Source organism: Aeromonas sp. FDAARGOS 1410, assembly GCF_019048745.1.
Lineage (GTDB): Bacteria > Pseudomonadota > Gammaproteobacteria > Enterobacterales > Aeromonadaceae > Aeromonas > Aeromonas jandaei.
This window is the reverse complement of the sequence record NZ_CP077401.1, coordinates 1,956,187-1,968,307: the sequence shown is the minus strand read 5'-3', so window position 1 is coordinate 1,968,307 and position 12,121 is coordinate 1,956,187. Positions and strand designations below refer to the sequence as shown.

9 protein-coding genes are annotated in these 12,121 nt (G+C 59.9%); 7 read left to right on the top strand and 2 right to left on the bottom strand.

Annotation, left to right across the window (positions count from 1 at the left end; translation table 11 throughout):
- Positions 1–156: 156 nt before the first annotated feature.
- A complete protein-coding gene (gene grpE / locus I6L40_RS09365) occupies positions 157–732 on the bottom strand; it encodes a nucleotide exchange factor GrpE (RefSeq protein ID WP_216995335.1) in 576 nt (191 codons plus the stop codon).
- 315 nt (positions 733–1,047) lie between these two features.
- Here grpE and nadK point away from each other — a divergent pair, with 315 nt between their 5' ends.
- A complete protein-coding gene (gene nadK / locus I6L40_RS09360; protein ID WP_041208339.1) occupies positions 1,048–1,932 on the top strand; it encodes an NAD(+) kinase in 885 nt (294 codons plus the stop codon).
- Here nadK and I6L40_RS09355 read toward each other — a convergent pair.
- Positions 1,929–2,870: a LysR substrate-binding domain-containing protein gene (locus I6L40_RS09355; protein WP_216995334.1), complete on the bottom strand. Its 942-nt coding sequence runs from the start codon at positions 2,868–2,870 to the stop codon at positions 1,929–1,931. The two genes, nadK and I6L40_RS09355, sit on opposite strands and share 4 nt — an antisense overlap.
- Positions 2,871–3,030: 160 nt before the next feature.
- Here I6L40_RS09355 and I6L40_RS09350 point away from each other — a divergent pair, with 160 nt between their 5' ends.
- The 6 genes from I6L40_RS09350 to I6L40_RS09325 all read left to right on the top strand — a co-directional run bounded on the left by I6L40_RS09350 (position 3,031) and on the right by I6L40_RS09325 (position 11,955).
- The gene (locus I6L40_RS09350; RefSeq protein WP_216995333.1) at positions 3,031–4,344 is read left to right on the top strand and encodes a 6-phospho-beta-glucosidase; all 1,314 of its coding nucleotides are present in this window, start codon (positions 3,031–3,033) and stop codon (positions 4,342–4,344) included.
- Between the two features lie 138 nt (positions 4,345–4,482).
- Positions 4,483–6,147, top strand: coding sequence for a DNA repair protein RecN (gene recN / locus I6L40_RS09345; RefSeq protein WP_216995332.1), 1,665 nt, complete (start codon positions 4,483–4,485; stop codon positions 6,145–6,147).
- A 245-nt stretch (positions 6,148–6,392) separates the two neighbouring features.
- Positions 6,393–7,283, top strand: a complete 891-nt coding sequence (locus I6L40_RS09340) for a manganese-dependent inorganic pyrophosphatase (protein ID WP_216995331.1) — start codon at positions 6,393–6,395, stop codon at positions 7,281–7,283.
- A gap of 205 nt (positions 7,284–7,488) precedes the next feature.
- Complete coding sequence (macA, locus tag I6L40_RS09335) at positions 7,489–8,652, top strand: macrolide transporter subunit MacA (RefSeq protein ID WP_216995330.1); 1,164 nt, start codon at positions 7,489–7,491, stop codon at positions 8,650–8,652.
- On the top strand, positions 8,649–10,592 hold the full coding sequence (locus I6L40_RS09330; protein ID WP_216995329.1) for a MacB family efflux pump subunit: 1,944 nt from the start codon (positions 8,649–8,651) through the stop codon (positions 10,590–10,592). The genes macA and I6L40_RS09330 overlap by 4 nt, the downstream gene beginning before the upstream one ends.
- A gap of 1 nt (position 10,593) precedes the next feature.
- Complete coding sequence (locus I6L40_RS09325; protein WP_216995328.1) at positions 10,594–11,955, top strand: efflux transporter outer membrane subunit; 1,362 nt, start codon at positions 10,594–10,596, stop codon at positions 11,953–11,955.
- Positions 11,956–12,121 lie beyond the last annotated feature (166 nt).

The window sequence follows — 12,121 nt, the reverse complement described above, 5'->3', positions numbered from 1 at the left end:
GTGCCGCCGTGGCCTTGCATCCTATATGGGGTCGCAAGCGGCCACTTCAAGCCCTGCCCCGCAAAAACCCCACCTTTTGTCGTGATCAGTCCATGACAGACCAGACAGATAAACAAAAAGCCCGCCAAGCGGCGGGCCTGGGCATCAAGCGCCGACTCAGTCGGCGGCCTTGGATACCATGACCATGGCCGGACGGATCACGCGACCGTTCAGCTCATAGCCTTTCTGCATTACGGCGATCACGGTGTTCGGCGCCACATCGGCACTCGGCACCATGCTCATCGCCTGATGGGCATTCGGATCAAACGGCTGGTTGGTCGGATCCAGCGCAACCAGACCGAACTTGGCCACACCGCTCTGCATGGATTTGAGGGTCAGCTCGACACCTTCCACCATCGGCTTGAGGGCATCGTTCTCCTTGTCGGCGAGCTCGATGGCGCGCTCCAGGTTGTCCAGCACCGGCAGCAGCTCGGCGGCGAACTTCTCCAGGGCGAACTTGTGCGCCTTCTCCACGTCCAGCTCGGTACGACGACGCAGATTCTCCATTTCGGCAGCGGTACGCAGGGCGCGTTCGCGCTCTTCCGCCGCCTTCTGGATGGCGGTCTCCAGCTGCCCTTCCAGTTCGGCGATACGGGCCTGCTCGGCTGTCACTTCACTGTCTACATCGGTCGGCTCGACTGGCTGGGCTTCCACTTGCTCCATCGCTTCAACCTTTTGCTCTTCGTGGTTCATGACATCTCCAGATTCCGGGGTTACTTACGAGGGCCTTGACGTCTGGCTGAGCGACCAGTGACATCAGACCGACTATGTTGGCGCTATTATGGGGATGGATCCCTGTCTTTCAAGGGGAAAAAGGCCAATCCGGGTCACTCAAACAGGACTATTGGCACTTTCCTTGCTGCATCTCTGGCAATCCAGCTCAGCTTTTAATCAGCTGCGTCAAGGAGATAGCCCTCCCCCCTCAGCGAGGGAAGCGCGCGGGAGGACGTCACAAGCGTGACAAACCGCTGTATACTGCCCCCAATACTCACCCAGACCCGACAGACTATGGATTCTCCGTTCAAAACCATCGCCCTGATTGGCAAACCTCACCACGAGGGGGCCAACCAGACGCTGACCGGCCTTCACCAATACCTGACCTCACGCGGTTTCCGGGTACTGGTGGAGAGCCGGGTTGCCCAGACCCTGAGCATCCTCGATGAAAACGTCATGGATCTGGTTCAGCTCGGCCAACAGGCTGATCTGGCCATCGTGGTCGGCGGTGACGGCAACATGCTGGGGGCGGCGCGGGTGCTGTCGCGTTTCGATGTGGCGGTGATCGGGGTCAACCGGGGCAACCTTGGCTTTCTGACCGATCTCTCGCCGCAGGATTATCTGCTGCCGCTGGAGCAGGTGCTCTCCGGTCACTACAAGAGCGAACACCGCTTCCTGCTGGAAGCCTCGGTCTATCGCCACGGCGAGCGCAAGTCGAGCAATCTGGCGGTCAATGAGGCGGTACTGCACCCGGGCAAGATCGCTCACATGATCGAGTTCGAGGTCTATATCGATGGCAGCTTTATGTATAGCCAGCGCTCGGACGGCATCATTGTCGCCACACCGACCGGCTCAACTGCCTACTCCCTGTCGGCAGGTGGGGCCATCCTCACCCCCAAGCTCAACGCCATCACGCTGGTGCCCATGTTCCCGCATACCCTGAGCAGTCGCCCCATTGTACTCGATGCCGACAGCGAAGTGCGGCTGCTGGTCTCGCCGGATAATCAGGACGATGCCATGCAGGTGAGTTGTGACGGTCAGGTGACCCTGGCGGTCCACCCGGGGGACGAGATCCTCATCAAGAAGAGCCACCACCAGCTTCATCTGGTTCACCCGCTCGACTACAGCTACTTCCACGTGCTGCGCAACAAGCTCGGCTGGGGCAGCAAGCTGTTTTAAGCTGCCGGATCAGGCTGCGCAGCAGTGCTCTGACTGAGTGCCACCTCGCTGCGAAGCCAGTCGCTGAAGGCGCGAAAACGCGGCCGCTCGCGGTTCTCCCGCGGCGAGATCAACTCGTAGTTACGCCCGGCCGCCACCGCCGGGCCACCAACTGCCACCAGCGAGCCCTGTACCAGCAAGCTGCGAACCAGCACCTCCCGTCCCATCGCGACCCCCATCCCCCCTTGTGCCGCCTGCAGAGCCATCTGATAGTGATTGAAACCATAGTGGCGCTGTTCATGGGGCAGTGTCATGCCAGCGCCATCACACCAGAGCCTCCACTCCGAGAAGAGTTGCTGCACATCGGTCGATTCAGAGGCATGGATAAAACAGGCCTCCACCAACCGGGCCGGCTCTCTCAGCAACCCCAGCCGCTCGGCATAGGCGGGGGAGCAGACAGGCACCAGGCGCTCCTCCATCAACAGCTCACGGTGCAGATCACTGCAGCGGGTGGCACCGTAGTAGATGGCCAGATCTACCCGCTCCTCGTTGAAATCCACCGCCCCGGCACGAACCCGCATCATCACATTCAACCCGGGCCAGCGCTGCTGGAAGCGCGGTAATCTGGGCATCAGCCAGTTGAGCCCCAGCGTCGGCGCAACCCCCACATGGAGTGTGCCGCGCAGATCCTGAGCACGGATATCTTCAATCTCCTCATTGATCTGACGCAAGGAGTGGCTCAGGGTCGCCAGCAGTCGTGCCCCCTCTTCCGTCAATGCGAGCTTACGGGTCAGGCGAATAAAGAGGCGAAACCCCAATAACCCCTCCAGATGGCGAATACGGTGACTGATGGCCCCCTGGGTAAGATTCATCTCCTCGGCAGCGCGGGTGAAGCTGAGGTGACGGGCCGTGCTCTCGAAGGTGTGCAGCAGGGCAAGAGTGTTCTGTTGAACCAGCATGGAAACCTCATGATGACGCGCGTTGCGGTGCAGGGCATCAGTATGCCACGGTCTCTCATGCATTAAATTGACTAATTCATACTACCCCTTTTTTCGTTTGTCTGGCCGCCTCGCCCCCCCTTTAATAGGGCCACTCCTATCCGTGTAAATGAGGTGGACTATGAAAAACGGACTCAAGATTGTGGTCATCGGTGCCGGCTCCAGCTACACACCGGAGCTGATCGAAGGATTAATCCAGCGCCAGCACGAGCTGCCGCTGCGCGAACTCTGGCTGGTCGATATCGACGATGGCCGCGAAAAGATGGAAATCATCGCTGCCCTCACCCGCCGCATGCTGGCCAAAGCCGGACTGGAGGTACGGGTTGAAACAAGGCTGGATCGGGAAGAAGCGCTGCGCGGTGCCGACTACGTCTGCTCCCAGTTTCGCGCCGGTTGTCTGGAAGCCCGCATCAGCGATGAGCGGATCTCGTTGAAATATGGCCTGATTGGGCAAGAGACCAACGGACTTGGCGGCTTTGCCAACGCGTGCCGGACCATCCCCATCGCCTTGCAGATCGCCGCCGACATGGAGCGCCTCTGCCCCGATGCCTGGTTGCTCAACTTCACCAATCCGTCAGGCATGGTGACCGAAGCCGTCTTGCGCCACAGCAAGATCAAGGCCGTGGGCTTGTGCAATGTACCGGTGATTATGCAAAAAGGGGTCGCCACCCTGCTGGAGAGCCACGATGAACAGGAGTTCATCATGCAGGTGGCCGGACTCAACCACTTTATCTTCGTACGCCAGATCCAGCATCAAGGCGAGGATAAACTCGGCGAGGTGATTGCCCGACTCGCGCAAGGAAAGGATCCGCTGGTTCCGCGCAATATTCCCCCCTTTGCCTGGCCCAAGGATCTGCTGACCAATCTGGGCATGATCCCTTGTGCCTATCTGCGTTACTACTACATGAGCGACGATATTCTCAAGCAGGAACTCGGTGAGGCCAGTGGCGAAGGAACTCGGGGCGAAGTGGTCAAGGCCATCGAACAGCAGCTGTTCGATCTCTATCGCAACCCGGATCTCGCCGAGAAACCCAAGGCACTGGAGGGGCGCGGTGGCCAATATTATTCGGAAGCGGCTTGCGAACTGATGAGTGCCATCCACAACGACAAGCGCATCATCATGCACGTCAACACCCGCAACAATGGTGCCATCAACGGCCTGCCGGACGAATGTGCCGTGGAAGTTAGCTCCCTCATCACCAAGTCGGGCCCGCTGCCGCTCAACGTGGCGCCTTTTCCGCAAGATACCCTGCGCCTGCTGCAATTAATGAAGGAGTTCGAACAACTCACCATCGAGGCAGCCATCAACGGCAACCGCCATACAGCCTGGCGCGCGCTGGTGCTAAACCCGCTCATCACCAGCGGCAGCAAGCTGGAACAGGCTCTGGATGAGGTGATTGCGGCCCATCCGGATCTGCTGTCAGCTTTTCACTGACTTGCCCCTCTGCACTCCCGCAGGCCACCAATCTGGTGGCCTGCATTCGTTAAAAATGACGGAGTCCTCTTTACTGTATATAAGACCAGTATATACTGGATGCATACACAGTAATGTTGGCCTATACAGGATGAGACCATGCTGACCCAGCTGACCGTCAACAACTTCGCCATCGTCAAGTTTCTCGAACTCGATCTGCAACCGGGGATGACCTGCATCACTGGTGAGACCGGTGCCGGTAAATCCATCGCCATCGACGCCCTAGGTCTCTGCCTCGGAGAGCGGGCCGAAGCCAGCATGGTGCGCCCCGATAGCGACAAAAGCGAGGTCAGCGCCCGCTTCCTGCTCGACAACAACCCGGCCGCCCGCGCCTGGCTCGCCACCAACGAGCTGGAGAACGAGGGGGAGTGCATCGTGCGGCGAGTCATCTCTGCCGAGGGGCGTTCGCGCAGCTATATCAACGGCGTGCCCGTCCCCCTCACCCAGCTCAAGAATCTGGGCCAGCTGCTGGTCAACGTACACGGTCAGCATGCCCACCAGATGCTGCTCAAACCCGATTACCAGCTCGCCCTGCTCGACGGCTACGCCGGCCACCATCTGCTGCTCGACGAGGTACGCCAGCACTATCAGCAGTGGCGCCAGCTGCAAAACGAACTTAACCGGCTCAAGGCCGAGCAGCAACAGCGGGAGGCCCGTCGCCAGCTTATCGAGTATCAGGTGCAGGAGCTGGACGAATTTGCCCTGCAGCCGGGCGAGTTTGAAGAGATAGAAGAGGAGCACCAGCGTCTCGCCAACGGCACCGAACTGATGCAGGAGTGCGGCTTCTGCCTCGATCTGCTCTATGACAACGAAGAGACCACCATTGCCGGTCTGCTGCAGACCGTCGTTGATCGGGCCGAGGGGCTGGTCAGCATGGACAGCCGCCTCACTCCGGTGCTGGAGATGCTGAACGAAGCCCTAATCGGGGTGCAGGAGAGCCACAGCGAACTGCGCAGCTACCTCGATCGACTGGAGCTGGATCCCGAACGTTTCAACGAGCTGGAGGCCCGCCTCTCAAAGGCGATCAATCTAGCCCGCAAGCACCATGTCAAACCGGCAGAGCTGGCCCAGTACCATCAGGAGCTGGCCTCTGATCTCGCCCGCCTCAACTCAGACGAGGAACGGCTAGAGGGCATGGAAGACGAGCTGGCCGAGGCCCGTCAGGCGTTTGTTCAGGCCGCCGAGGCCCTGAGCCTGAGCCGCCAGCGTTACGCCCAGGAGTTGGGTGCCAAGGTGACCAGCAGCATGCACGAACTGGCGATGCCCGATGGTCGCTTTGCCATCGAGGTGCGCCCCGACGCCCAGAGCAGCCTCTCTCCGCTGGGTATAGATCGGGTCGAATTTATGGTCACCACCAACCCGGGTCAGCCCATCCAACCGCTTGGCAAGGTGGCTTCGGGCGGTGAACTGTCGCGTATCAGCCTTGCCATCGTGGTGATCAGCGCTCGCAAGGTCTCCACTCCGACCCTGATTTTCGATGAAGTGGATGTGGGGATCAGCGGCCCGACCGCCGCCGTGGTGGGTCGCCTGCTACGTCAGCTTGGCGAGTCGACTCAAGTGATGGTGGTCACTCACTTGCCGCAGGTAGCGGGCAATGGCCACCAGCACATGGTGGTGAGCAAGCACACCGACGGCAAGACTACCGAAACCCGGATGGATGCGCTCGATCAGAGCGCCCGGCTCAACGAGCTGGCCCGCCTGCTGGGGGGCGATCAGATCACCGACATTACCCTGGCCAATGCCCGCGAGCTGCTGCACCATTAATTCCCTGGCCAGCCTGATGGCAACATAACCACCGGCAGGCTCTGGCTCTGGAAAAGCATCCTGAGTCAGTAGGGCAAATGCCCCCCCAGCCATTTGTCAGAGCGGTGAGATCACCGACCCAGATCAATAAAATGGTGGATTTGGCCAAGCAGGCAGCAACATCTGCCGGGATCGGGTTGCCTTGACGAGGGGGATTTCGCATAGTGTTGCCCCCTTTATGGGTATCCAATTGTGAGGCTTTGTCTATGATCCACGTTTTTGGCCACAAGAATCCCGACAGTGACAGTATCTGCAGCGCTCTGGTGATCGCTGACTGGCTCAATGCACAAGGCCGTCAGGCCACCCCATGGCGCCTCGGCGATCTGCGTACCGAGACCCGCTTCATTCTGGAGCAGGCTGGTGTTGCCGAGCCCGAGCTGCTGACTCAGGATCTGACCGATAAAGATGTCTGGCTGGTCGACTTCAGTGATCTGGAGCAGGGCCCAGCCACCCTCTCCCAGGCCAATGTACTGGGACTGGTGGATCACCACCGTCTCGGCTCCCTGATCACCCAGTCTCCGCTGGATGCCTGGATCCGGGCCGTCGGCTGCACCTGCACCATCGCTTTTGATCTGCTGAGCCAACAAGGTGCCGTGACCCGCAGCCAGGCTCGTCTGATGCTGGGTGCCATCATGAGCGACACCCTCTGTCTCACCTCGCCAACCACCACCGAGCAGGACAAGATCGCCTGCGAGCGTCTTGCGCCGCTGGCCGAGGTGTCGCTGGCCGAGTTTGGTCAACAGCTGCTGATGGCAAAAACCGATCTGAGCGGTCTCACTCCTGCGCAGTTGCTGCAGCAGGATGAGAAAGCATTCCAAGCCGAAGGTCTGAACTTCATCATGAGCCAGATTGAAGTGGGCAGCGAACAACAGCTTGCCGACCAGATCGACACTCTGCAGCAAGAGATGGCACACCGTGTTGAAGCCGAAGGGCTCGACTTCTTCGTCCTGATGGTGACCGACCTGACCGCCGCCGCCAGCCGCATCTACTTTACCCGCCATGCCAAAGTACCGGCAGAGTCCAGCTACCACCTGGGCTTTGTCAGCCGCAAGAAGCAGGGTCTGCCTTGGGTGATGGAGTTGCTGGCCAAGGCTTAAGCACGCCTATCACCAAGCCTCAGCAAAAGCCCCGCCTCTGTGCGGGGCTTTTTTATTTCACCACCGCTCGAGTCGCGACTTGCCACCCAATTGACAGGTAACACCATAACTTTGCTTACATATTTTCGGCTGTTATTTGCCATGGCTTTGCTGCACGATTGTCGCCCTATAACCCTTTCGTGTTCTGATTTCATTCAGGTGTTCAATGAAAATAAGCTCCAAGCTGAGAACCCGGGCGATCTTCACTCTGCTCGGGCTGGCACTGATCGGCTGGCTGGTATGGCCAAGCGACCCTCCCAAAGCGATCCTCAAAGCGCCGGTTACCCGGGAAGATATTGCCCAGACCGTGCTGGCCAGCGGCGTGCTGCAAGCCGTTGAACAGGTTGATGTAGGCGCTCAGGTTTCCGGCCAGGTCACCAAGCTGGCGGTCGAGGCAGGCGATCGGGTCAAGAAGGGGGATTTGCTGGCGGAGATTGATCCGCTCATCGCTCAGAACAACCTGAAAACCGCCGAGGCCGAGCTGGCAAGCAACCGCGCCCAGCTCAAGATCAAGCAGGCTCAGCTCAAGCAGTATCAGCTGGCATGGCAGCGCCAGTCACAGATGTTCAAGCAGGAGGCGAGTTCGCGCGCCGATCTGGAGAGCGCCGAAGCGCAGCTGGCCGTCACCCGAGCTGATCTGCAAAGCAGCCAGGCCAACATCGACAACGCCATCATCAAGGTGGAGCGGGCCAAAACCGAGCTCGGCTACACCAAGATCCTGGCGCCGATGGATGGCACCGTAATTACCATTGTCACCCGCCAGGGCCAGACACTGGCTGCGAGCCAGACGGTACCAACCGTGCTCAAGCTGGCCGACCTCGATACCATGACGGTCAAGGCACAGATCTCCGAAGCGGATGTCACCAAGGTGAAGGCGGGGATGCCGGTCTATTTCACCCTGATTGGCGATCCGGACACCCGCTATCAGGGGCAATTGCGCGCCGTGGAGTTAGCGCCTACCAACATCAACGATCAGGCTGCAACCGGTACCACCACCAGCAATGCAGCCGTCTACTACTACGCCCTGTTCGATGTGCCCAACCCCGACCATACCCTGCGGGTCGCCATGACAGCCCAGGTGACCATAGTGCTCGGCGAACGCAAGCAGGTACTCACTGTGCCGCAAACCGCCCTCGGCAAGTCGCTGGGAGACAACGAGTATGAAGTCACCGTGATCAAGGACGATGAGACGACCGAAACCCGCCATATCAAGACCGGCATGAAAGATGAAATCCGGATCGAAGTCGTGAGCGGTCTGGACGAAAAAGAGCAGGTGCAGCTCAATCACGGCGCACCTGCCGCTCAGGATGATGTGGCGGTCATGCTATGAGTGAGCCCCTGATCCAGCTAAAAGGGATCGAGCGTCGCTACCAGAGCGGCGAACAAGAGGTGACCGTCCTCCATCCCCTCGATCTCGTTATCGAAGCTGGGGAGATGATCGCCATCGTTGGCGCCTCCGGCTCCGGCAAATCGACCCTGATGAACCTGCTGGGCTGCCTCGATCGCCCCAGCGGTGGCCAGTATCTGTTCCGGGGAGAGGATACCGCGACGCTCGATGCGCTGGCGCTCGCCCGCCTGCGCTGCCACCACTTCGGCTTTATCTTCCAGCGCTATCACCTGCTGCCCCATCTCGATGCGGCCGCCAACGTCGAGATCCCGGCCATCTATGCCGGTACCGGTCGCCATGACCGACAAGCACGGGCACGTCAGCTGCTCGGTCGCCTCGGGCTCGCCGAGCGCAGTCACCATACGCCGGGACAACTCTCCGGCGGCCAGCAGCAACGGGTCAGTATTGCCCGGGCACTGGCCAATGGTGGCGAGGTGATCCTGGCGGACGAACCAACCGGCGCGCTGGACAGCCAGAGCGGCAAGGAGGTGATGGCTATCCTCAAAGAGCTCCATCAGCAGGGGCACACCATCATTCTGGTGACCCACGACATGGAGGTGGCCAGCCACGCCGACCGGATCATCACTCTCAAAGATGGTCGGGTGCAGGAAGATAGCGGACGCAAGGTCGCTGCCAACCAACCTGTCCTCAACGTGCCGCCAGCCGCTGGCGGAGGGGCCAGCTACGACTGGGATCGCTATCGGGAGGCGGGGCGAATGGCAGTTCACGCCATGCTGGCCCACCGGATGCGCACCTTCCTCACTATGCTCGGCATCATCATCGGTATCGCCGCCGTGGTGAGCGTAGTGGCGCTGGGGCAAGGAGCGAGAACCAAGGTGATCGACCAGATCAATGCGATGGGCACCAACACTATCGAGATATTCCCGGGCAAAGGGTGGGGTGATGAGAAGATGGCGAGCATCCAGACCCTCAACAAGGGGGATCTCGATGCCCTGCTGGGGCAGCCCTATCTGGCCGGCGCCAGTCCCGAGATTGCCAGCCCGGGCCAGCTGCGTTACCGCAACAAGACCAGCAGTGGCAGCGTGACCGGAGTGAGCAATGACTACTTCAAGGTGAAAGGAATGACGCTGGTGAGCGGACGCCTGCTCGAATGGCAAGATATCCAGCAGCGTGCTGCCGTCGCCGTGGTGGACAAGAAGAGCATTGGCAGCCTGCTTGGCAAGGATGATCCCGTTGGCAAAGTGGTGATGGTCGGCACGCTGCCGGTGCGCATCATCGGGGTTGTCTCGCAGGAGACAGGTTTTGGCCCCTCCAGCCAGTCGGTCAATGTCTGGCTCCCCTACAGTGCGGTGATGAGCCGCCTGATTTCGCAGCATCACTTCAGCCAGCTCACCATCCGGGTCAAGGATGGCATACAGCCGGCACTGGCGGAGCAGGCGGTAATCGAGCTGTTGACCAAACGCCACGGCGTGAAGGACTTCTTCACCTTCAGCAGCGACAGCATCATCAAGTCAGTGGAGAAAACGACCGCCACCATGACCCTGATGGTCTCGGCCATCGCGCTGATCTCGCTGATCGTCGGCGGCGTCGGGGTAATGAACATCATGCTGGTGTCGGTGGTGGAGCGAACCCGCGAGATCGGCATCCGCATGGCGGTCGGTGCCCGTCAGTCCGACATATTGCAGCAATTCCTGATAGAAGCAGTGATGGTAAGTCTGCTCGGCGGGATTTGCGGGGTTGGCCTCTCCCTTGGGATCGGCATGCTCTTCTCCCAGCTGGTCGACAGCATCAAGATGCAGTTCTCGCTCTTCTCTATCCTGATGGCGTTTGGCTGCTCGTCACTCATCGGGATCCTGTTTGGTTATCTGCCAGCACGCAACGCGGCAAGACTCGACCCCGTGGTCGCACTGGCGAGGGAATAACATGTACAAATTATCCTGGCTGGCCCTCAGTATCGCCCTTGGTGGCTGCAGCCAGCAGAGCACCTATCACCGGCAAGATCTCGCCATCGCTCCCGTCTGGCAGCAGGCGAACAGCGAACAGCTTGCCACCCAGGCTGGCCCCTGGTGGCAAGCCTTTCACGACCCGCAGCTCAACCAGCTGGTTGAGGCTGTGCTGGCCGCCAACCCGGACATGCGCATTGCCGCCCTCAAGCTCAAGAGCGCCCGGCTGGGTGCTGATCAGGCCGATACCAATCTCACCCCCTCGGTCAATGGCAGCCTGGGCGCGAGTAGCAACAAGGATCTGAAGAGTGGTAAATCAACCAGCAGTATGGGGCCATCACTTGGCCTGAGCTATGAAGTGGACCTGTGGGGCAAGCTGGCATCGGCGCGGGATCAAGCAAGCTGGGAAGCTGCTGCCAGCGAGCAGGATCTTGCCAGCACCCGTCTGCTGCTTATCGGCAATAGCCTTGAACAATATTGGCAGCTTGGCTATCTCGCTTCGGCCATTACCTTGAGCGAACAACAGCTGACCAACCTGGCCCGCACCGAGCAGCTGACACAGGCCAAATACAAGGCCGGAGCCATCACCCGACTCGATCTGGCACAGGCCCGCCAGCAGCAAGCGGGCAAACAGGCTGAGCTCGCCTCTCTCAAGGCACAGCAGGAGCAGGCCCGTAATGCCTTGCGCCTGCTGCTTGGCCGCAGCCACGGACAGCTGGAGTATGCACCGACTTCGCTGACAACCCGGCCCATTCCTGAACTGGCTGTCGGCATTCCCGCCGATCTGCTGGCCCGTCGCCCCGATGTGAAAGCGGCGGAGCTGCGGCTGCGCAAAACCCTGGCCAGAGGGGACGAGATCCGTACCGGTTTTTATCCGGGCCTCACCCTGACCGGCAGTGCCAGCACAGCCTCGGACAGACTGGCGCAGGTGCTGCAAAATCCGGTCGGCTCTCTGGGTGCAACCCTTGCCCTCCCCTTCCTTGAGTACAACCACACCCGTCTTGCTATTGCGAGCTCACAAGTTGATTACCAGATTGCCGAAACCGAGTTTCGCAAGCAGCTCTATACCGCACTGGTCGAGGTAGAAGACAATCTGGCAGCACGAAGCTACGGCCAACAGCGGCTCAGCTACCTGCAGGAACAACTCGGGTATGCCAAAGAGTCTGAGCGATTGGCCAAGGCGCGCTTTGAAGCTGGGGCTACCGGAGTTCAGGCCTGGCTCGACGAGCAGAACCGCCTGTGGGACGCCGAGCAAAGCCTGCTGGCTCAGCAGAAGGAACAACTCAACACTACAGCGAAGGTCTATCGTGCCATCGGCGGCAGCGATAACCTGACCCGATAATCAACATGCCCCACCTCGTGAAAGCGGGTGGGGCCTTGTAGATTCCTCTCAAATTTTTCTCTCTTTTTACTTCCCCCCTCCAACGCGCCCCCTTGTCTAGAAATATGCAGAATGAGAGATAACGCTTGATGAACTTGTATTTCTGTTGTCATATCTCCCTTCCCAT

Excerpts from the sequence above, each read along its gene's own strand:
- macA (WP_216995330.1), top strand. The coding sequence starts at position 7,489 with ATGAAAATAAGCTCCAAGCTGAGAACCCGGGCGATCTTCACTCTGCTC.
- grpE (WP_216995335.1), bottom strand. The coding sequence starts at position 732 with ATGAACCACGAAGAGCAAAAGGTTGAAGCGATGGAGCAAGTGGAAGCC.
- recN (WP_216995332.1), top strand. The coding sequence starts at position 4,483 with ATGCTGACCCAGCTGACCGTCAACAACTTCGCCATCGTCAAGTTTCTC.
- I6L40_RS09330 (WP_216995329.1), top strand. The coding sequence starts at position 8,649 with ATGAGTGAGCCCCTGATCCAGCTAAAAGGGATCGAGCGTCGCTACCAG.
- nadK (WP_041208339.1), top strand. The coding sequence starts at position 1,048 with ATGGATTCTCCGTTCAAAACCATCGCCCTGATTGGCAAACCTCACCAC.
- I6L40_RS09325 (WP_216995328.1), top strand. The coding sequence starts at position 10,594 with ATGTACAAATTATCCTGGCTGGCCCTCAGTATCGCCCTTGGTGGCTGC.
- I6L40_RS09350 (WP_216995333.1), top strand. The coding sequence starts at position 3,031 with ATGAAAAACGGACTCAAGATTGTGGTCATCGGTGCCGGCTCCAGCTAC.
- I6L40_RS09340 (WP_216995331.1), top strand. The coding sequence starts at position 6,393 with ATGATCCACGTTTTTGGCCACAAGAATCCCGACAGTGACAGTATCTGC.
- I6L40_RS09355 (WP_216995334.1), bottom strand. The coding sequence starts at position 2,870 with ATGCTGGTTCAACAGAACACTCTTGCCCTGCTGCACACCTTCGAGAGC.